Origin of the sequence: Bradyrhizobium erythrophlei, from assembly GCF_042430365.1 — a bacterium.
GTDB lineage: Bacteria > Pseudomonadota > Alphaproteobacteria > Rhizobiales > Xanthobacteraceae > Bradyrhizobium > Bradyrhizobium erythrophlei.
Map to the genome: position 1 here is coordinate 135,059 of NZ_JBHMET010000229.1, position 20,740 is coordinate 155,798.

20 protein-coding genes are annotated in these 20,740 nt (G+C 64.0%); 14 read left to right on the forward strand and 6 right to left on the reverse strand.

Features of this window, described 5'->3' with window-relative positions; genetic code table 11:
• Positions 1 to 477: 477 nt before the first annotated feature.
• The 4 genes from ACFFWD_RS33095 to ACFFWD_RS33110 all read right to left on the reverse strand — a co-directional run bounded on the left by ACFFWD_RS33095 (position 478) and on the right by ACFFWD_RS33110 (position 4,574).
• Positions 478 to 1,512, reverse strand: a complete 1,035-nt coding sequence (locus tag ACFFWD_RS33095) for an ABC transporter permease (protein ID WP_376972635.1) — start codon at positions 1,510 to 1,512, stop codon at positions 478 to 480.
• A 12-nt stretch (positions 1,513 to 1,524) separates the two neighbouring features.
• Positions 1,525 to 3,027, reverse strand: coding sequence for a sugar ABC transporter ATP-binding protein (locus ACFFWD_RS33100; RefSeq protein ID WP_376972637.1), 1,503 nt, complete (start codon positions 3,025 to 3,027; stop codon positions 1,525 to 1,527).
• 9 nt (positions 3,028 to 3,036) lie between these two features.
• Complete coding sequence (locus ACFFWD_RS33105) at positions 3,037 to 4,059, reverse strand: sugar ABC transporter substrate-binding protein (RefSeq protein ID WP_376972640.1); 1,023 nt, start codon at positions 4,057 to 4,059, stop codon at positions 3,037 to 3,039.
• Positions 4,060 to 4,148: 89 nt separating this feature from the next.
• The gene (locus tag ACFFWD_RS33110) at positions 4,149 to 4,574 is read right to left on the reverse strand and encodes a globin (RefSeq protein ID WP_376973062.1); all 426 of its coding nucleotides are present in this window, start codon (positions 4,572 to 4,574) and stop codon (positions 4,149 to 4,151) included.
• A 469-nt stretch (positions 4,575 to 5,043) separates the two neighbouring features.
• Here ACFFWD_RS33110 and ACFFWD_RS33115 point away from each other — a divergent pair, with 469 nt between their 5' ends.
• From ACFFWD_RS33115 to ACFFWD_RS33150, 8 genes are all read left to right on the forward strand, one after another.
• Complete coding sequence (locus tag ACFFWD_RS33115; RefSeq protein ID WP_376972642.1) at positions 5,044 to 5,418, forward strand: DUF2946 family protein; 375 nt, start codon at positions 5,044 to 5,046, stop codon at positions 5,416 to 5,418.
• A gap of 271 nt (positions 5,419 to 5,689) precedes the next feature.
• Complete coding sequence (locus ACFFWD_RS33120) at positions 5,690 to 6,184, forward strand: TlpA family protein disulfide reductase (RefSeq protein ID WP_376972645.1); 495 nt, start codon at positions 5,690 to 5,692, stop codon at positions 6,182 to 6,184.
• A gap of 37 nt (positions 6,185 to 6,221) precedes the next feature.
• The gene (locus tag ACFFWD_RS33125; protein ID WP_376972648.1) at positions 6,222 to 6,731 is read left to right on the forward strand and encodes a copper chaperone PCu(A)C; all 510 of its coding nucleotides are present in this window, start codon (positions 6,222 to 6,224) and stop codon (positions 6,729 to 6,731) included.
• A gap of 8 nt (positions 6,732 to 6,739) precedes the next feature.
• Positions 6,740 to 7,267 carry a YcnI family copper-binding membrane protein gene (locus tag ACFFWD_RS33130; RefSeq protein ID WP_376972651.1) on the forward strand — a complete coding sequence of 176 codons (528 nt, stop codon included), beginning with the start codon at positions 6,740 to 6,742 and terminating at the stop codon, positions 7,265 to 7,267.
• Between the two features lie 5 nt (positions 7,268 to 7,272).
• Positions 7,273 to 7,710 carry a copper resistance CopC family protein gene (locus tag ACFFWD_RS33135; protein WP_376972654.1) on the forward strand — a complete coding sequence of 146 codons (438 nt, stop codon included), beginning with the start codon at positions 7,273 to 7,275 and terminating at the stop codon, positions 7,708 to 7,710.
• Between the two features lie 161 nt (positions 7,711 to 7,871).
• On the forward strand, positions 7,872 to 9,191 hold the full coding sequence (gene proS / locus ACFFWD_RS33140) for a proline--tRNA ligase (RefSeq protein WP_376972656.1): 1,320 nt from the start codon (positions 7,872 to 7,874) through the stop codon (positions 9,189 to 9,191).
• 72 nt (positions 9,192 to 9,263) lie between these two features.
• Positions 9,264 to 10,544 (forward strand): lipoprotein-releasing ABC transporter permease subunit, encoded by a 1,281-nt coding sequence (locus tag ACFFWD_RS33145; RefSeq protein WP_376972658.1) that lies wholly within the window; start codon positions 9,264 to 9,266, stop codon positions 10,542 to 10,544.
• Between the two features lie 8 nt (positions 10,545 to 10,552).
• The gene (locus ACFFWD_RS33150) at positions 10,553 to 11,251 is read left to right on the forward strand and encodes an ABC transporter ATP-binding protein (protein ID WP_376972660.1); all 699 of its coding nucleotides are present in this window, start codon (positions 10,553 to 10,555) and stop codon (positions 11,249 to 11,251) included.
• 100 nt (positions 11,252 to 11,351) lie between these two features.
• Here ACFFWD_RS33150 and ACFFWD_RS33155 read toward each other — a convergent pair whose 3' ends face one another.
• On the reverse strand, positions 11,352 to 11,618 hold the full coding sequence (locus ACFFWD_RS33155) for a DUF3551 domain-containing protein (protein ID WP_376972662.1): 267 nt from the start codon (positions 11,616 to 11,618) through the stop codon (positions 11,352 to 11,354).
• Positions 11,619 to 11,734: 116 nt separating this feature from the next.
• Positions 11,735 to 12,028 (reverse strand): DUF3551 domain-containing protein, encoded by a 294-nt coding sequence (locus ACFFWD_RS33160; RefSeq protein ID WP_376972664.1) that lies wholly within the window; start codon positions 12,026 to 12,028, stop codon positions 11,735 to 11,737.
• A gap of 295 nt (positions 12,029 to 12,323) precedes the next feature.
• Between ACFFWD_RS33160 and ACFFWD_RS33165 the strand changes: the two genes are divergently transcribed.
• From ACFFWD_RS33165 to frr, 6 genes are all read left to right on the forward strand, one after another.
• Complete coding sequence (locus tag ACFFWD_RS33165) at positions 12,324 to 13,070, forward strand: outer membrane protein (protein WP_376972666.1); 747 nt, start codon at positions 12,324 to 12,326, stop codon at positions 13,068 to 13,070.
• Between the two features lie 474 nt (positions 13,071 to 13,544).
• Entirely contained in the window at positions 13,545 to 17,069 is a 3,525-nt protein-coding gene (gene dnaE / locus ACFFWD_RS33170; RefSeq protein WP_376972668.1) for a DNA polymerase III subunit alpha, read from the forward strand.
• A gap of 218 nt (positions 17,070 to 17,287) precedes the next feature.
• On the forward strand, positions 17,288 to 18,274 hold the full coding sequence (locus tag ACFFWD_RS33175; RefSeq protein WP_376972670.1) for a 30S ribosomal protein S2: 987 nt from the start codon (positions 17,288 to 17,290) through the stop codon (positions 18,272 to 18,274).
• Between the two features lie 127 nt (positions 18,275 to 18,401).
• On the forward strand, positions 18,402 to 19,325 hold the full coding sequence (tsf, locus tag ACFFWD_RS33180; RefSeq protein WP_376972672.1) for a translation elongation factor Ts: 924 nt from the start codon (positions 18,402 to 18,404) through the stop codon (positions 19,323 to 19,325).
• Between the two features lie 70 nt (positions 19,326 to 19,395).
• Entirely contained in the window at positions 19,396 to 20,112 is a 717-nt protein-coding gene (pyrH, locus tag ACFFWD_RS33185; protein ID WP_376972674.1) for a UMP kinase, read from the forward strand.
• Between the two features lie 52 nt (positions 20,113 to 20,164).
• On the forward strand, positions 20,165 to 20,728 hold the full coding sequence (gene frr / locus ACFFWD_RS33190; protein ID WP_376972676.1) for a ribosome recycling factor: 564 nt from the start codon (positions 20,165 to 20,167) through the stop codon (positions 20,726 to 20,728).
• Positions 20,729 to 20,740 lie beyond the last annotated feature (12 nt).

Sequence of the window (20,740 nt, forward strand, 5' to 3'; positions counted from 1 at the left end):
ACGGTCTCGCCGGGGAGAGCACGAAGGAAACCGTAAAACCATCGCGCAGGGAAAGCCGGAGGATTCCGGTTACACCTGTGGTCCTACCCCCGTGCTTTTTGTTGCACGGGACCCATGGGTGCGATCGGCGCCTGTGCTTTTTGTTGCACAGGGCCCATGGGTGCAATCGGCACCCGGCTTTCCCTCCGCCCTCTGTTTTCAGAGGAGGGCGGAATGAGATGCAAAGCTCGGGCAGTTCATGTCGCGAGAACGAGGACTCATATCTGCAAGTTGCTAAAGGGAGATCGGTGCACACACTCGGTGTCGTCCCGGCGAAGGCCGGGACCCATAACCACTAAATTAATGGTTATTGCTTTGCGATGCTGGGTCGACGAGTCCCGTTCACAACATCGGCCGCGGAGTATGGGTCCCGGCCCCCGTGCGCAATTGCGCACTAGGCCGGGACGACGGAAGGTGGAGGCAGCCGGCGCAGCAACGCTACTCCGCCGTCCGCTCCCGCAGCCGCTGCGCGTAGACGTTGATGATCAGCGCGGCGAGCAGGATCAGGCCGCGGATCAGGATCTTCAGGAAGCTGTCGATATTGACATGGTCGAGCCCGTTGTTGAGCACGCCGAGCACGAACAGGCCGACGATGGTGTTGCCGATGCCGCCGCGGCCGCCGAACAGGCTGGTGCCGCCGACCACGACAGCGGCGATCGAATCCAGCAGATAGGTGTCGAACTCGTTCTGCTGCGCGCTGCCGAAATGCGCCACCCCGAGCATGCCGCCGATCCCGGAGCAGACCGCCGAGATCACCATCACGCTGCCGAGGATCAGCTTGACGTTGAGGCCGGAGAATTCCGCGGCCTCGCGATTGCCGCCGACCATGTAGACGTAGCGGCCGAACCGCGTGTAGGTCAGCACCAGATGGCCGCCGAGCAGCATCACCGCGGCCACGATCACGATCCAGGGGATTCCGCCGATCGAGCCGGAGCCGAGCGTCGTGATCAAAGGCGGGACCTTGTAGGCGATCTGGCCGCGCACCAGCAGCGCCGAGATGCCGGCGGCGATCTGCATCATCGCGAGCGTCATGATGAAGGAGGGGATGCCGATCGCGGTCAGCCCGAGCGCGTTGACGAGGCCGAGCAGCGCGCACAGCGCCAGCGCCAAAAGGATCGCGGCAAATCCCGGCATCGGGACGTTGGCGATGTTGACGTAGGAGTCCTGCAGCGTGAAATAAGCGACCGCGATCCCGGTGACATTGGCGATGCTGGCGATCGACAGGTCGATCTCGGCGCACAGGATCACGAAGGTGAGGCCGACGGCGATGATGCCGGTCACCGAGACCTGCGTGAGGATGTTGCCGACATTGTCGAGCGTCGCAAAGGAGGGGCTTGCGACGGCGAAGAAGCCGCTGAGGAAGATCAACGTCAGGAACGGCGCGATGTTGCGCATCTGCGAGCGCAGGAAGCTGCCGAGCCCGCGTGGCTGCCGGTGATCCGCCCGCGCGGTTGCGCTGTCACTGCTTGCCATCATGCCACTCCATCAAGCCGCCTCCAGCAGGCGGTCCTTGCTCACAGCCTCGCCCGCGAATTCCCGCACCACCGCGCCGCGCTTCAGGACCAGGATCCGGTCGGCCAGCGACAGCACCGTCTCCGGTTCCGTCGACAGCACGATGATCGCCAGTCCCTTGGCGCGGAGGTCGCGGACGATGTTGATCACGTCGTTCTTGGCACCAACGTCCATGCCGCGGGTCGGTTCGCACAGCACCAGCAGCCGCGGCGGGTAGGTCAGCCATTTCGCCAGCGCGACCTTCTGCTGGTTGCCGCCGGAGAGCATGCCGAGGTCGAGGCCGACGACCGGCGGGCGGATCTGCAACTGCTCGACCTGCTGCTGCGCGATCGCGCGCTCGCGCGCCGGTTTCAGCAGCAGGGCGGAGATGCGATCGAGGATGCTGATCGAGACGTTCTTGTAGACCGGCTCCTGGTGGAACAGCATGTCGCGCCGGCTCTCGGGGACCAGCGCAATGCCGGCGCGCCGCGCGGCCGCGGTGCTGCGGAAGGTTCTCGGCCGGCCGTCCACAGCGAGCGTTCCGCCATCGGGCTTCAGCTTGCCGAACAGGATGCGCGACAGCTCGAGCTGCCCGCAGCCCATGAAGCCGTAGACGCCGAGCACCTCGCCGGATCGCGCCTCGAACGAGACGTCCTTGAGGCTGCGGCCGAGCGAGAGCTCGTCGACCTTGAGGACAACAGCGCCGCCGTTGGATTGCGGAAGCATCAGGTCATCGGTGTAGCTGTGCTCCAGCGCCTCGCCGCCGCGGCCGATCATGGCCTCGATCAGCGCGCCCTTGGTGGTGCCGGCGGATGCGGTCTCGGCGACCTTCCGCCCGTTGCGGAACACGGTCACGGTGTCGGAGACGCGCAGGATGTCCTCGATGAAATGCGAGATGAAGACGATGCCGGTGCCTTCCTCGCGCAGCCTGCGCAGCGTCGCAAACAGGCGCTCGACCTCTGGCGGGGAGAGGGCGGATGTCGGCTCGTCCAGGATGATGATGCGCGCGCCGGAGAACAGCACGCGGGCGATCTCGATCAATTGCTGCAGGCCGATCGGCAGGTCGCCGAGCCGGGTCATCGGATCGACGTCGATGCCGAACCGCGCCAGCTGCTCGCCGGCCTCGCGCGCCATGCGCCGCCATTGCACGAGGCCGAGGCGGTTGGTCGGCTGGTTGCCGAGGAAGACGTTCTCGGCGACCGTGAGATCGGGTGCGACGCTGAGCTCCTGATGCACCATGGCAATGCCGGCCGCATGCGCGTCGCGGGTCGAGCGGAAGCGCGTCTCCCTGCCGTCGAGCACGAAGCGGCCGGAGAATTCCGGGTGCACGCCGGCGATGATCTTCATCAGCGTGCTTTTTCCCGCGCCGTTCTCGCCGACGAGACCGTGGATCTCGCCGGCGTAGAGCGCGAAGTCGACCCCACGAAGGGCTTCGACACCGCCGAAGGCCTTCGTGATCTGGTTCAACTCAAGGATCGGGGAACGTCCCTGCGACATGAGGGCCGCTCAGATCAGGAAGTGATCTTCCATCCATTGCATGCCGGCGGCGTTGGCCTTGGTCACGACGGGACCGTCGGTCACCACGCTCTTCGGGATGCCCTTGCCGCTCTTCTCGCCGGCGACCACGGCCGCGACACCGGCGATGATCGCGCCGCCATGGATCCGGCACGACGGATTGCGGACGGTCGCGAACATGCGGCCTTCGCTCACCGCCTGGATCGCCGGCGGCATGGCGTCGACGCCGCCGATCAGGATGTTGGTGCGGTTGCGCGCCCTCATGATGTTGTAGGCGGCGAGCGCCATGTCGTCATTGTGGAAGAAAGCGGCGTCGATCTGCGGGTATTTGGTCAGATAGGTTTCCCAAAGACGCGCGGTCTTCGAAACGTCCCAGTCGGCCGGCTGGGTGTCGAGCACCTCGATATTCGGGAACTGCTTGACGACCGAGTTGAAGCCCTTGGCGCGGCCCTGCGCACCGGTGTGGCCGAGCGCGCCTTGCGTCATGATGATCTTGCCCTTGCCGCCCATCGCGTTGCACAGGGCCTGGGTCACCGAGGCGCCCATGAACTCGTTGTCGGGCGCGAGGAAGGAATGGACGTTGATCTGGTCGAGCGGCGCGATCAGCGTGTCCATGTCGATGACCGGCGTGCCGGCATCGATCATCTTCTGCACCGGCTGGGTCAGGGTGCCGATGCCGAAGGCCTGGATCGCGACGAAGTCCCATTTCTGCGAAGCCATGTTGTCGATCGCGGCGCGCTGCTTGACGGCGTCAAGCTGGCCGTCGAACCAGGTGACCTCGACATTGAACAACTTGCCCCAGAACTCGGCGGCCTGCTTGCCTTGCGCGCACCAGGTCGCCTGCAATCCGGCGTTGGAGAATGCGGCCTTCAGCGGCTTCTCCGAGCGGCCCATCTCGGCCGCAAGCGCGGGGTTCACGCCCATCCCGCCGAACAGCGCGGCCGCTGCTCCGCCGGCCGCAGCCACTTGCAGAAGATCGCGCCTTGTCGTCGACGACTTGTCCGTCCCTGGCATCGTTGCTTGCTCCCTCATCCATTTTTGCCGTCGGCGTCAGTTGCACGCGCCGCGGATAAAGGGAGTGTGTCACAATCGGAACGACAGCGCTACGGGCTCTCATGCGCGAGATGTTTCTGTTGCAGCACGACAGCCTCAACGTCGCGCAACAGCTTGTGCCACGCAGCATCGATCTCATCGGACCATAGCTCGTCGAGGATGTCGCGCAGCGTGTCGGCGATTACGGCGAAGAACGCGACGAACAGGTCGCGTGGTGTGCCATATGCGTCGTGCGACGACACCTCGCATTCGATCAACCGGAAATGCCCGGTGCGCTCACCGGCGAAATCGAGCAGGGCTTCGATCGTCATCGACAGCATCGAACCCTTCACCGGCGCGCTACCTTCGGTGCGAAACATCGCCTGCGATTCGGGATGCTTAAGGAACAGGCGTCGATAGACGTGCGGCGTCAGATCATCGCAACGCTGTGCGGCCAATTCAAAACTGCGCTCGATCGGAGTAGATGATGACGTCATTGCGGTTGCGATCATCACATAAAAAAAGAGCAGGGCGCCGAGCCCTGCTCCAAAAATTGTGTCGACCCTATTTGCCCCAAAAATTCGATTTGATCTTGATTGATGGGGTGACGCTGCTTGTGCGCGTCGGGCTCCTCCCGAGACTTGGACCACCAGGACTAACCTTGCGGCTGGCCTGAGCCCGAATTGGTAGACCATCTTTTTCGTCTTGTCACCAATTTCGGCAACGATTGTTCAAATTTCGAGCAATTTGCGAAATGATTGGGATCATGCCACCGCCGGTTGCGAGATGCCTTCGAAAACCAGTGACCGGATAAGGAGATACGATCGCCTTGCCACGACGCGACGATGTACCCGGATGCACCGGCGCGTGCAGGTTATTTCCCGTCTCCCGGAACAAAGAGTTCGCCGGCCCGATCTCGACTTCCGACCCCCATAGTGGTTAGGTCCCCACCGGATGGATTTTGCGATGCGCCGGCGGCTGGAGAATTTTCTGCCCATCGTCCTGGTTGCCCTGTTGGTGCAGATCTTCGCACCGATCGGCGCATGCTGGGCCGCGAGCCTCGCGGCCACCGATCCGCTTGCCGCCGCCACCATTTGCCATAGCAATGGGGCGCAAGGAGCCGGGCAGGATGATCAGACCGGCCATCGCGCGCATGACGGCTGCTGCTCCGCCTGCTCAGTGCTGCAGACCGGCGCACCGGTCGACACACCGCAGGCATCGTCGGCGAACGCCGTCGACCGCCTGAGCAGCCAGATTGCCTGGCACGATCTCGCATCCGACCTCGATCGCATCCGCGCCGGCTCGCACGCGCAAGCGCGCGCTCCCCCATCGCTGTCCTGACGACGTTGCCGCGGCCGGTGCGTGACCCGCGCCGGTGAATGCCATTCAACAAGCCGGCCGAAGAGCCGGAGTCAGGACATCTTAATGCTTCACTCTCATCCGCGGGGCGGTGCCGGTGTGCTTGCGCTGGGCGCGGCGCTCAGCGATTCCATCCGCCGTCTACGCCAAGCCGGCCCGGACGATCCGCTACTCGTTTCCGACGGCAGACGGACCTATCTGCCCTGGATATGAAGGCCGACGGCTATCATTTTCAGACGATCGAAAGCGAACCATGAAACGCCAACTGCTTGCTGCGCTCATTCTACTGGCCACGCTGCCCTCGGGGCTGGCGTCGGAGGATGGCGCACTGAGACCGTTCGAGCGTGGCAGCTGGCGGCAATTGCTGCGCGCCCATGCGGGCCATCCCACCCTGGTGCATTTTTGGGGCGTGACCTGCGGGCCGTGCAAGGTCGAGCTGCCGCAGCTCGGGCAGTTCATGAAGGATCATCCGGGGATCGACATGGTCACAGTCAGTGCCGATCTCGTGCCGGATCTGCCGGCTGCAACGCGATCGATGCTCGATCGGGCCGGGCTCTCATCGGCCGAGAACTGGATCTTCGGTGACGGTTTTGCCGACCGCCTGAGACTCGAGATCGATCCGGCTTGGCAGGGCGACATTCCGCGAACCATGCTGATCGCCCGCGACGGGACGATCACGACGATCGAGGGATCGACCGAGATGACCGATCTGCAAAAATGGTCTGATGCGCAGGCCGCGACACAATAACGAAGCAACTTCAAACTGGACGACGGAACATATCGACATGAACATGCTCTCCCGCTTCATCACTCTCGCGGCGTTCGCCGCAGCACTCGTCTCCGCGCCGGTGCGCGCCGAAGACGTCAAGGCCGGCGATCTCGTGATCACGCAGGCCTGGAGCCGCGCCACACCCAACGGCGCCAAGATCGCCGGCGGCTATCTCACGATCGAGAACAAGGGCGCTGCGCCGGACCGGCTGGTCGGCGGCAGCGGCGAAATCGCAGGCAAGTTCGAGATCCACGAGATGGCTGTTGACAACGGCGTGATGAAGATGCGCCCGCTGGACAAGGGCCTTGCCATCGAACCCGGCAAGACGGTGAAGCTCGCGCCGGGCGGCTTCCATCTGATGATGTTCGACCTCAAGGGGCCGCTCAAGCAGGGCGACAAGGTGCCGGTGACGCTCGAATTCGAGAAGGCCGGCAAGGTCACGGTTTCGCTGGACGTGCAAGGCGTCGGCGCCCAGGCGCCTGTCGGCGGCGATCATTCCGGCCATATGAACATGAAGAAGATGTGAGGTCGGACATGAAGAGGCATACGCTGCCGCTCGTCGCCGTCGCGGCGCTGGCATTCTCGCCGGCCAGCGCGCACGTCACGGTTGAGAACAAGCAGGCTGCGGTCGGCACCTATTACAAGGCGGTGTTCGCCGTGCCGCATGGCTGCGCGGGCTCGCCCACGATCAAGGTTCGCGTGCAGATTCCCGAAGGCGTGATCGGGGTGAAGCCGATGCCGAAGCCCGGCTGGAACGTTGACACGGTCACTGGCAAATACGCCACCGAATACGATTTCCACGGAGCGAAGGTCACTGAAGGCGTCAAGGAAGTGGCCTGGAGCGGCGGCAAGCTTGCCGACCACAATTACGATGAGTTCGTGATCAGCACCTATCTCACACCTGGCCTGAAGCCGAACACCACGCTGTATTTCCCGGTCGTCCAGGAATGCGAGCAGGGCGTCAGCCGTTGGATCGACCTTCCGGTCGAGGGGCAGGGTGAGGGGCATGATCGCGGCAGCAAGGCGCCGGCGCCGGGCGTCAAGCTGTTGCCGAAGCCGTAACTGCCGTGCGGCTGCTCGCATGCCTCGCCGCGCTGCTCGCGGCGCTATGTCTTGCGACGCCAGCCCATGCGCATGCGGTCTTGATCGGTGCCGAGCCGGGCGACGGCAGCGTGCTCAAGGAGGCACCAAAAACGGTCGTTCTCCACTTCAACGAAGCGGTGGCGCCAACCGCGGTCAGCCTGCTCGATGCCTCGGGCAAGCCGCACGATGTCGCGTTCCGTGCCGTCGATCAGTCGGTGACGGTGACGATGCCGGGCGATCTGCCGCAGGGCACGCAGGTGGTCAACTATCGGGTCGTCTCGCAGGACGGCCATCCGGTCGCCGGCTCGTCGCTGTTCTCGATCGGCGTCATCACCGGCGCGGCGGTGACGCCGGGCGGTGGCGACGCACTGGTGACCGATTTCAAGAAAGTCACGCTGGAAGACGACTTCGACGTCAGGTAAAGGCGGGGTGTGCAAGCGCGTCTCCGCGGGCTGCTTCGCGCTCAAATGGCCGAAATTCGCCTGATTTGGCGGGTTTTTCGCCGCAAGCGGCCTTGTGTTTTCGCACCCGATCCGGTTTCACTGCAACTCTTCCCAGGCTCTCCTGATTCCCGAGTAACACCATGCGATTGTCGCGGTTTTTTCTGCCCATCCTGAAAGAGAACCCGAAAGAGGCGGAGATCGTCTCGCATCGGCTGATGCTGCGCGCGGGCATGATGCGGCAGGAGGCCGCCGGCATCTATGCCTGGCTGCCGCTCGGCTTCCGCGTGCTGAAGAAGATCGAGCAGATCGTGCGCGAGGAACAGGATCGCGCCGGTGCGCTGGAACTCTTGATGCCGACGCTGCAGCTCGCCGATCTCTGGCGCGAGAGCGGCCGTTACGACGCCTACGGCCCGGAAATGCTGCGCATCACCGATCGCCACAAGCGCGAGCTGCTGTACGGACCGACCAATGAGGAGATGATCACGGAGATCTTCCGCTCCTACGTGAAGTCCTACAAGAGCCTGCCGCTCAATCTGTACCACATCCAGTGGAAGTTCCGTGACGAGCAGCGTCCGCGGTTCGGCGTGATGCGCGGTCGCGAATTCCTGATGAAGGACGCCTATTCGTTCGACCTCGACGAGGCCGGCGCGCGCCGCGCCTACAACAAGATGTTCGTCGCCTACCTGCGCACCTTCGCAAGGATGGGCTTGAAGGCGATCCCGATGCGTGCCGAGACCGGCCCGATCGGCGGCGATCTCAGCCACGAATTCATCGTGCTGGCGGAGACCGGCGAGTCCGGCGTCTATATCAATCGCGATGTTCTGGACCTGCCAGTACCGGGCGAGGACGTCGATTATGACGGTGATCTGACGCCGATCATCAAGCAATGGACCTCGGTCTATGCCGCGACGGAAGATGTCCACGACGCTGCGCGCTTCGAACAGGAGGTCCCCGAAGCCAAGCGACTGAACACGCGCGGCATCGAGGTCGGCCAGATCTTCTATTTCGGCACCAAATATTCCGACACCATGAAGGCGCTGGTGGCGGGACCCGACGGCGTCGATGTGCCGATCCATGGCGGCTCCTACGGCGTCGGCGTCTCGCGTCTGGTCGGCGCGATCATCGAAGCCTGTCACGACGACGCCGGCATCAAGTGGCCCGAGGCGGTCGCCCCGTTCCGCGCGGCGATCCTCAACCTCAAGCAGGGCGATGGCGCCGTCGACGGCGCCTGCGAGCAGCTCTATCGCGAACTCTCGGCAAAGGGCGTCGACGTGCTCTATGACGACACCGACCAGCGCGCAGGCGCCAAGTTCGCCGCGGCCGACCTGATCGGCATTCCCTGGCAGATCCTCGTCGGGCCCAAGGGGCTTGCGGAGGGCAAGGTCGAGGTCAAGTGTCGCAGCGACGGCTCGCGTGAGAACATGAGCCCGGCCGACGTGGTCGCAAAGCTCGCGGGTTAAAGTTTATTCACCACGCGCTTTACGGCCGGGTAATCCGGCCACATTTGGCCCGAATCATGGGATTATCGAAAGGTGGATGAGACCATGAGCGAGCCAGTCCGTACCCCGCCGTTTGCGCCATTCGAATGGCTGCTGTCCGGACGCTACTTGCGCGCGCGCCGCAAGGAAGGATTCATTTCCGTCATCGCCGGTTTTTCGTTCCTCGGCATCATGCTTGGCGTCGCCACGCTGATCGTCGTGATGGCCGTCATGAATGGCTTCCGCAAGGAGCTCCTGGACAAGATCCTCGGCCTCAACGGGCACCTTCTGGTGCAGCCGCTGGAATCGCCGTTGACCGACTGGAAGGACGTCGCGGACCGGATCAGCCAGGTGCCCGGCATTCGCCTCGCCGCGCCGGTCGTGGACGGGCAGGGGCTCGGCTCGTCGCCCTTCAACGCGGCCGGCGTGTTCATCCGCGGCATCCGCTCCGACGACCTCAACAACCTCACCTCGATCGCCAAGAACGTCAAGCAGGGCTCGCTCGAGGGCTTTGACGAGGGGCAGGGCGTCGCGATCGGCCGCCGGCTTGCCGACCAGTTGTCGCTGCATGCCGGCGACAGCATCACGCTGGTCTCGCCGAAGGGCGCGGTGACCCCGATGGGCACCACGCCGCGCATCAAGCCCTACAAGATATCAGCGGTGTTCGAGATCGGCATGTCGGAATACGACTCGACCTTCGTGTTCATGCCGCTGACCGAGGCGCAGGCCTATTTCAACCGTAACAACGACGTATCCTCGATCGAGGTGTTCACCATCAACCCCGACCGGATCGACACCTATCGCAAGCTGGTGACCGAGGCGGCCGGGCGGCCGGTGTTCCTGGTCGACTGGCGGCAACGCAATTCGACCTTCTTCAACGCGCTGCAGGTCGAGCGCAACGTGATGTTCCTGATCCTGACCATGATCGTGCTGGTCGCAGCCCTCAACATCGTGTCCGGGTTGATCATGTTGGTGAAGGACAAAGGCCAGGACATCGCGATCCTGCGCACCATGGGCGCCTCGCAAGGCTCGATCATGCGCATTTTCCTGATCACCGGCGCCTCGATCGGCGTGGTGGGCACGCTGACCGGCTTCTTCGTCGGCATGCTGATCTGCCTGAACATCGAATCGATCCGGCAGTTCCTGTCATGGCTGACCAACACGGAGTTGTTCTCGCCTGAGCTCTATTTCCTCTCCAAGCTGCCGGCCGAAGTCGATTTCGGCGAGACGCTGGCGGTCGTGATCATGGCATTGACATTGTCTTTCCTGGCGACGCTCTACCCGTCGTGGCGCGCCGCGCGCCTCGATCCCGTCGACGCGCTTCGGTACGAGTGAGGGCGCACATGGCCGACGGGGCGGAAGATGTGCCGGTCATCTATCTCCACGACATCAAGCGGGAGTACAGGCAGGGCGAAGCGACGCTGACGATCCTGAACGGCGCCAAGCTTGCGCTGTGGCCGGGACAGTCGGTGGCGCTGGTGGCGCCGTCAGGCTCGGGCAAGTCGACATTGCTGCACATCGCCGGATTGCTGGAGAGCCCCGACGACGGCGAGGTCTATGTGGCGGGAACGCCGACCTCGCAATTGCCCGATATCGATCGCACCCAGATCCGCCGCTCCGATATCGGCTTCGTCTACCAGTCGCACCGGCTGCTGCCGGAATTCTCGGCGCTCGAAAACGTGATGCTGCCGCAGATGATCCGCGGCCTCAAACGTTCGGAGACGATCAAGCGGTCGACCGAAATCCTGGCTTATCTCGGGCTTGGCGACCGCATCACCCACCGTCCGGCGGAGCTCTCCGGCGGCGAGCAGCAGCGCGTGGCGATCGCCCGCGCGGTCGCGAACGCACCGCGGGCGCTGCTTGCGGACGAGCCGACGGGAAACCTCGATCCGAGCACCGCCGACCACGTGTTCAATGCGTTGATGCAGCTCGTGAAGGCGACGCGGGTGGCGATGCTGATCGCAACCCACAATATGGACCTCGCCGCGCGAATGGACCGCCGGGTATCGCTGTCGAACGGGCAGGTCGTCGAGCTGGACTAGGGCAATTTCGGTTCTGATTGAATCAGAACCGAAGCTCTGGATTTTCATTCTGACGCGTTTTCTTCACGCGAACCGGCGTCCACCGCGCTCGAAAGCGCTATCAGTAGGCCGGGCGAGTTCGCCTGGCAGGCCCCCGCGGCCGATCGGCGTAGGCACCGGCGTAATAGGGGTTGTTGACACATATCGCCCCGAGGCCGGACGCCGCCGCCTGGCACTGCGCCAGCGATGTGTAGCCGCAGTCGACATCCTCGCCGCCCCATCGGTAGTTGTGCTTGCAGAACGGCGAGGTCGTATCAAAGGTTTGGGCGGCCGCCGGCGCGCTTGCGACGGTGCCCAGGGCCAACAGCGCCAGAACCAGAATACGCATCAAATCTTCCCCGAACGGGCCGTGATTCTCCGCTGCCGACCCCACCCGGCAACAGGGCTTCCATCGTACGCTTGTGTCAAGTCACGTTCCCGAACGGTTCCGGCCGCGCGCCACGGTCAGTGGAAGAACAGCTCGAAGAAATTGCCTTCGCGACGTTCGCGCGGGGGAATATTGAGATAGGACCGCGGGTCACGGTCGCCGGCATAGTAGGGATTGGCGACGCAATTCTGTCCGATCCCCGAAGCCGAAGCCAGGCACTGCTGGTAGGTCTCGTACGAGCAGTTGCTGAGGCCGGGATATCGGTCGCCTTGCATGCAGAACGGATATCGGACGCCGACGGCGTGCGCAGGCGCTGCGGCGAGAAATGCGAGCGCGCTCGCTGACGCTGCCGCGAGAATCAGTCTGCGCATATGCATTCCTTTGTTCCGATGACTCGAGCTGTTGCAACGATCCAAACCGGACAAGCAGGTTCCCGTCAACTCAATCCCACACGCGAGAGCGCGCACATGATCGAATTGTGAAAACATTGCGGCGCGCGAGCGGCAAAATTGCAAGAAATGCCTGTAACACACCGTTAATTCACGATTTCGGGAGCGTCGTTTCGCGTCGCCTGTTGCAGCGAAGTTACAGCAATTCTGACTAGGACTGCTATGACGCTGCAACACGGCCTTGGGGGCCAGTAGAAAAGTTGGAACGGGAATAAAAATGAAGAAGGTTTTGCTTGTTACGGCCAGCCTGATCGCGCTCGGCGCGACTGCGCCGGCTCTCGCGGCGGATCTCGCGGCTCGCCCTTACACCAAGGCGCCGCCGATGATTCAGGCCGCTTATGATTGGAGCGGTTTCTACATCGGCATCAACGGTGGTTGGGGTTCGAGCCGCAACAGCTGGGATTCGGTTGCGCCGTTCTTGGTCGGCCCGGAAGGCAGCCATGACGCGACCGGCGGCACGATCGGTGGCCAGGTCGGCTATCGCTGGCAGGCCGGCACCTGGGTGTTCGGCCTCGAAGCGCAGGGCAACTGGGCTGACCTGAAGGGCAGCAACACGAGCACGCTGTTCCCCGGCTTCGTCAACACCTCGCAGATCGATGCGTTCGGCCTGTTCACCGGCCAGATCGGCTACGCCGCCAACAACGCGCTGTTCTACCTCAAGGGCGGTGCGGCTGTGACCTCGAACAAGAACCGCATCAACGCCGTCGCCACCAATGCGCTGTTCGCCCGCGCGAACGACGACACGGTTTGGGGCGGCACGGTTGGCGTCGGTCTCGAATACGCCTTCGCTCCGAACTGGTCGGTTGGCGTCGAGTACGATCACCTGTTCATGCAGGACCGTACCGTCAACTTCACCTCGCCGGCCGGCGTCACCGTTGCCAGCGATCGCATCCGCCAGGACGTCGACCTCGTCACCGTCCGCTTGAACTACAAGTTCGGCGGCCCGATCGTCGCGAAGTACTGATCGCTCGCTTAACTCAAGCGGCATCGAAAGCCCCGGGCCTTGGCCCGGGGCTTTTTTCGTTGGCCGGCCGTTTGCGGGTTAACCATCGCCTGCAATCCCCGGGATCAGCCCTTCTGGGTGCGCTTGACTCCTAGAACAAAAAAGGAACAATGTTCTTCATACGTTCCGGTTCGAGGAGACGGCCATGTTGAAGATTTTCGTTGAGGAAGCGGCGGCACTGGCATCGATCACGCTGTTCGTCGGGATGATCGCAGTCTGGGCCCAGTTGATTCCGCAGTTCTAGAAATGTGCGAGCGGGAGCAGGGGCATAGGCTGCCCTTGGGGATAAGCGGGAGGACCGGCCGCGATGCTGCGTTCCGCGTGGACACCGCAAGTCCGAAGCTTCACGATAGCGGGGCGAGTCGGGCCTGAAGTGTTCCTGCTTTCGGAGTTGGTGCTCGCTCCATCCCTGATGCAACGATCCTTCGAGCAGCCATGTCGAATGCCGGCTTCGTCCACCTTCACGTTCATTCGGCCTATTCGCTGCTGAAGGGCTCGATCAAGATCGCCAAGCTTGGCGAGCTTGCGAAAGCCGACCGCCAGCCGGCGCTGGCGCTCACCGACACCGACAACATGTTCGGTGCGCTGGAATTCTCCGACAAGATGGCGGGCTACGGCATCCAGCCGATCGTCGGCTGCGAGCTCGCCGTGGATTTCGGCGATGTCGATCCGAATTCCCGCAGCGTCCTCGCAGCGGGGCCCGCGCGCGTAGTGCTGCTCGCGGCGCGCGAGCGCGGCTATCGCAGCCTTATGCGGCTGAACTCGCGGGCGTTCCTGGAGACGCCCGTCAATCAGACCCCGCATATCAAGTTCGAATGGCTCACCGACGACGCCGAGGATCTGATCGCTCTGACCGGCGGTCCGGATGGACCGATTGCGCTGGCGCTCGGCGCCGACCAGGCCGCGCTTGCGGCGATCAGGTGCGATCGCCTCGCCAGCGTGTTCGGCGACCGCCTCTATATCGAGCTGCAGCGCCACGGCGCGGAGAAGGAACGTCGCACCGAAGGTGGCCTGATCGATCTCGCCTATGCCAAGGGCCTGCCGCTGGTCGCGACCAACGAGCCGTATTTCGCAACCAACGACGACTACGAATCGCACGACGCGCTCTTGTGCATCGCCGGCGGTCACCTGATCGCCGAGACCGATCGGGTGCAGCTCACTCCGGATCACCGCTTCAAGACACGCGCCGAGATGGCAGTGCTGTTCGCCGACATTCCCGAAGCGCTGGCGTCGACGGTGGAGATCGCCGAGCGTTGCTCGTTCCGGCCGAAGACCCGCAAGCCGATCCTGCCGTTCTTCACCGTCGGTGCCGCATCGAGCTCGGATGCCGCCGCCGACGAAGCCGCCGAACTGAAGCGTCAGGCGGAGGAGGGGCTCGCAAACCGCTTGCGTGTGCACGGTCTCTCGCCGGGAACGACCGACGAGGATTACAAGAAGCGGCTCGCCTTCGAGCTCGACGTCATCACCCGCATGAAATATGCGGGCTACTTCCTGATCGTCTCCGACTTCATCAAATGGGCCAAGGCGCAGGGCATTCCGGTCGGGCCAGGCCGTGGCTCCGGCGCAGGTTCGCTGGTCGCATGGGCGCTCACCATCACCGACCTCGATCCGATCCGGTTCGGCCTGCTGTTCGAGCGCTTCCTCAATCCCGAGCGCGTATCGATGCCGGACTTCGACATCGACTTTTGCCAGGATCGCCGCGGCGAGGTGATCCAGTATGTCCAGCAACGCTACGGCCGCGACCAGGTGGCGCAGATCATCACCTTCGGAACGCTGCAGGCGCGCGGCGTGCTGCGCGACGTCGGTCGCGTGCTGCAGATGCCCTACGGGCAGGTCGACAAGCTCACCAAGCTGGTTCCGCAGAATCCGGCCGCGCCGGTGACGCTGGCGCAGGCGATCGAAGGCGAACCCAAGCTGCAGGCGTTCCGTGACGAGGACCCGGTGGTGGCGCGCGCCTTCGACATCGCGCAGCGCCTCGAGGGACTGACCCGGCACGCGTCGACCCATGCGGCCGGCATCGTGATCGGCGACCGTCCCCTGAGCGAGCTGGTCCCGCTCTATCGCGATCCGAAATCGGACATGCCGGTGACCCAGTTCAACATGAAGTGGGTCGAACCGGCGGGCCTCGTCAAATTCGACTTCCTCGGCCTGAAGACGCTGACCGTGCTCGACGTCGCGGTGAAGCTGCTCAAGCCGCGCGACATCCACATCGATCTCGCAACGCTGCCGATCGACGACGCGCCGAGTTACCAGATGCTGGCGCGGGGCGACGTGGTCGGCGTGTTCCAGGTGGAAAGCCAGGGCATGCGCCGCGCGCTGATCGACATGCGCCCCGACCGTTTCGAAGACATCATCGCGCTGGTGGCGCTGTATCGCCCGGGGCCGATGGCCAACATCCCGACCTACTGCGCGCGCAAGCACGGCGACGAGGAGCCGGAATACCTGCATCCGATCTTGGAGCCGATCCTCAAGGAAACGTTCGGCGTCATCATCTACCAGGAACAGGTGATGCAGATCGCGCAGGTGATGGCCGGCTATTCGCTCGGCGACGCCGACCTCTTGCGCCGCGCGATGGGCAAGAAGATCCGCGCCGAGATGGACAAGCAGCGCGACATCTTCGTCGCCGGTGCGGTCAAGAACAACGTTCCGAAGGGGCAGGCGGAGACGATCTTCGAGCTGCTGGCGAAATTCGCCGACTACGGCTTCAACAAGAGCCACGCGGCGGCCTATGCGCTGGTGTCCTACCACACCGCCTACATGAAGGCGCATTATCCGGTGGAGTTCCTCGCGGCGTCGATGACGCTCGAACTGAACAACACCGACAAGCTGTCCGAATTTCGTTCCGAGGCGCAGCGGCTCGGCATCAAGGTCGAGGCGCCCAACATCAACCGGTCGGGCGCGACCTTCGAGGTCAGCGACAACACCATCTATTACGCGCTGGCCGCGCTGAAGGGCGTCGGCCTGCAGGCCGTCGAGCAGATCATCGAGGAGCGCAAGAAGGGCGCCTTCACCTCGCTCGCCGATTTTGCCGCCCGGGTGAGCCCGCGTGCGGTCAACAAGCGCATCATCGAAAGCCTTGCGGCGGCCGGCGCCTTCGACACGCTCGAGCCGAACCGCGCGCGGGTGTTTGCCGGTGCCGATGCGATCCTCGCCGCCTGCCAGCGCAGCCATGAAGCCGCGACCTCGGGACAGAACGACATGTTCGGTGGCGCGGCCGACGCCCCGAGCATCATGCTGCCGCAGGTCGAGCCGTGGCTGCCGGCGGACCGGTTGCGGCGCGAATATGATGCGATCGGCTTCTTCCTGTCCGGCCATCCGCTCGACGATTACGCGACCGCCCTGAAGCGGCTGCGTGTGCAAACCTGGGCGGAGTTCTCGCGCGCCGTTAAGACCGGCGCGACCGCAGGCAAGGTCGCGGCAACCGTGGTGTCGCGCATGGAGCGCCGCACCAAGACCGGCAACAAGATGGGCATCATGGGCCTGTCAGATCCGACCGGCCATTTCGAGGCGGTGCTGTTCTCGGAGGGACTTGCGCAGTATCGCGACGTGCTGGAGCCGGGAGCGGCCGTGCTGTTGCAACTCGGCGCCGAGCTGCAGGGCGACGACGTGCGGGCGAGGGTGCTGCACGCCGAACCGCTCGATCACGCCGCAGCGAAGACCCAGAAGGGCCTGCGGATCTTCGTGCGCGACACCAAGCCGCTCGATTCGATCGCCCGCCGCCTCAACATGCCGGAAGCCGCGCCGGCAGCCGGGAGTGCGGCGAAGGCACCGGCCGCAAGGCCTGCGCAAGCGCCACAGGCCGCGCCGCCGGGTGCCGCCGACGCCGACGTCTCGCTGGTGATGATGCTCGACCTCGAGACCGAGGTCGAAATGAAACTGCCCGGCCGCTACAAGGTCTCGCCGCAGATCGCGGGTGCGATCAAGGCGGTCGCCGGCGTCGTCGACGTCCAGACCCTGTAGGCGCCCTCGATTGGCCGAATAGGGGCCGTTTTGGCCGGAATCGGGCCCTCCCGGCCGCCAAGGCCGGCCGTATTTCCTTGCTTCTGCCGGAAATCGCGCTATATAGCGCGCCATCTCACACGGAAACATGGCTCTCAAAGGCCGTCCGGTGGCAACCGGGCCAATCAGGCCCGTTTGCTCACACGTTTCCGGAGGAACCAACCGGAGAATTAAAACCTATGTCGCTGCCGGAATTCAATATGCGTCAGCTCCTCGAAGCTGGCGTTCACTTTGGCCACCAGGCCCACCGCTGGAACCCGAAGATGGCGGACTACATCTTCGGCGCCCGCAACAACATCCACATCATCGACCTCGCGCAGACCGTGCCGATGCTGCACCGCGCGCTTCAGGCGGTCAGCGATACCGTTGCCAAGGGCGGCCGTATCCTGTTCGTCGGCACCAAGCGTTCCGCGCAGGATGGCGTCGCCGAGGCGGCCAAGCGTTCCGCGCAGTACTTCGTCAATTCGCGCTGGCTCGGCGGCACGCTGACCAACTGGAAGACGATTTCCGGCTCGATCAAGCGGCTGCGTCACCTCGACGACGTGCTCTCGTCGGGCGAAGCCAACTCCTACACCAAGAAGGAGCGGCTGACGCTGCAGCGCGAGCGCGACAAGCTCGACCGTTCGCTCGGCGGCATCAAGGACATGGGCGGTCTGCCCGACATGATCTTCGTCATCGACACGAACAAGGAAGACATCGCGATCCAGGAAGCGCAGCGGCTCAACATTCCCGTTGCCGCGATCGTCGATACCAACTCGGATCCGAAGGGCATCACCTATGTGGTGCCGGGCAATGACGACGCCGGTCGCGCGATCTCGCTGTATTGCGACCTCGTCGCGCGCGCAGCCATCGACGGCATCTCGCGCGCCCAGGGCGACGCCGGGATCGATATCGGTGCCTCCGCCTCGCCGGTGCAGGAAGACCTGCCCGCGGCTTCGGGATTCCAGGGCCTGGCCGGTCCGCGCGGCACCGCAGACAATCTCAAGAAGCTCACCGGCGTGTCGGGAGCGATCGAGAAGAAGCTCAACGACCTCGGCATCTTCCACTACTGGCAGCTCGCCGAGCTCGACCACGACACCGCGCACAAGATCGGCGAAGAAGTCGGTCTCCCGAGCCGTGCCGACGCCTGGGTCGCCCAGGCCAAGACGCTCGCGGAAGCGGAATAACGGTTACGCGGCGTGGCCGGGCCAGCCCCGGCCGACCGCTTCTAATCCACGAACAACGATTCCCTGTTGCTGACGGCGGCGCCTCCCGGCGCCGCGGTTTCCGTACAGGCAAGAAGGACATTGAACGATGGCAACGATCACAGCAGCGATGGTCAAGGATCTCCGCGAGTCGACCGGCGCGGGCATGATGGATTGCAAGGCGGCGCTGACCGAGAACAACGGCGACATGCAGGCTGCGCAGGATTGGCTGCGCAAGAAGGGCCTCTCGAAGGCCGCCAAGAAGGCCGGCCGCGTCGCAGCGGAAGGTCTGATCGGCGCGCTGACGTCAGGCACCAAGGGCGTGCTGGTCGAGGTCAACTCCGAGACCGACTTCGTCGCGCGCAACGAGCAGTTCCAGGGCCTGGTCAAGATGATCGCCCAGGTTGCGCTGCATAGCGGCGCCGACGTCGAGAAGATCAAGGCCGCCAAGGTCGGCGACGTCACGGTCGAGACTGCGATCTCGGACGCGATTGCGACCATCGGCGAGAACATGACGCTGCGCCGCGCGGCCTCGCTCGAGGTGAGCAAGGGCGTGGTGTCGAGCTATGTCCACAACGCCGTGATCGACGGCGCCGGCAAGATCGGCGTGATCGTGGCGCTCGAATCCGCCGGCAAGGCCGACGAGCTCGCCGTCCTCGGCCGTCAGCTCGCCATGCACGTGGCCGCGGCAAAACCGCTGGCGCTCGATCCGGCCGGCCTCGATCCGGAGACCGTCAAGCGCGAGAAGGACGTGCTGGCCGACAAATACCGTCAGCAGGGCAAGCCGGAGAACGTCATCGAGAAGATCGTCGATTCCGGCCTGAAGACCTACTACAAGGAAGTTTGCCTGCTGGATCAGGCCTTTATCCACGACAACGGCAAGTCCGTTGCCCAGGCGGTGAAGGAAGCTGAGGGTAAAGTCGGCGGGCCGATCAAAATCGCCGGCTTTGTGAACTATGCTCTCGGTGAGGGAATCGAGAAGCAGGAAAGCGATTTCGCCGCTGAAGTCGCGGCCGCCAGCGGCAAGAAGTAACTGCTGACGACGGCTTCCGGTGCGGTCGCACCGGAAGTTTGCCTGCGCGGGATAAGGAATCGATCGCATCATGGCTGAGCCGGTTTATCGTCGCGTGGTGATCAAGCTGTCCGGCGAATATCTCGCCGGTCCTCACGCCTTCGGTATCGATCAGCCGACTGTCGATCGTATCGCCGACGACCTGATCGCGGCGCGCCAGCTCGGCATCGAGGTCGCCGTTGTGATCGGCGGCGGCAACATCGTCCGCGGCGTGGAGGTCTCGTCGCGCGGCGTGTCGCGGCCGACCGGCGACACCATGGGCATGCTCGCCACCATGATGAACTGCCTTGCGCTGGAGGCCGCCATCGAGCGGAAGGGAACCCCGGCGCGGACGCTGTCTGCGTTCGTGATGCCGGAGATCTCCGAGCTGTTCACCCGCAGTGCAACGCACAAATATCTCGCCGAAGGACGTATCGTCCTGCTCGGCGGTGGAACCGGCAATCCGTTCTTCACCACCGACACGACCGCGGTCTTGCGCGCGGCCGAGATCGGGGCAGAGGCGGTGCTGAAGGCCACCAATGTCGACGGCGTCTATAGCGCCGATCCGAAGAAGGACCCGAAAGCCAAGCGTTTCGATCGCCTGACCCATTCGCAGGCAATCGAGGGCGGCTACAAGGTCATGGATGCGACTGCTTTCGCGCTTGCCCGCGAGACGTCGCTGCCTATCATCGTGTTCTCGATCGCAGAGCCCGGTTCGATCGGTGCGATCTTGCGCGGGACCGGACACGGTACGGTCGTCGCCGGCTGACGCGACTGCCTCGCGGCGTCGACGGCCGGTTTTCTTGAGAAGGGAGAGCGTCATGGCCACGCCTGGTTTTGACATCAATGAATTGAAGCGCCGCATGCAAGGCGCCACGCAGTCGCTCAAGCACGAGCTTGGCGGTCTGCGAACCGGCCGTGCCGCAGCCTCTATGCTGGAGCCGGTGCAGGTCGAGGCTTACGGCTCGCATATGCCGCTCAACCAGGTCGCGACCATCAGCGTCCCGGAGCCGCGTTTGCTCTCGGTGCAGGTCTGGGACAAGTCGATGGTCAAGGCCGTCGAGAAGGCGATCGTCGATTCCAATCTCGGCCTGTCGCCTGCGACCGAGGGGCAGGTGCTGCGTCTGCGCATTCCCGAGCTCAACCAGGAGCGCCGCAAGGAGCTCGTGAAGGTCGCGCACAAATACGCCGAAGCCGCGAAGGTCGCCGTGCGCCACGTCCGCCGCGACGGGCTCGATATCATCAAGAAGCTCGAGAAGAATCACGAGATCTCCGAGGACGATCAGGAACGCCTGTCCAACGACGTGCAGAAGGCGACCGACGGCATGATCTCGGAAATCGACCAGCTGCTTGCCGCCAAGGAAAAGGAAATCCTGACGGTCTGACGCCGGGAATCA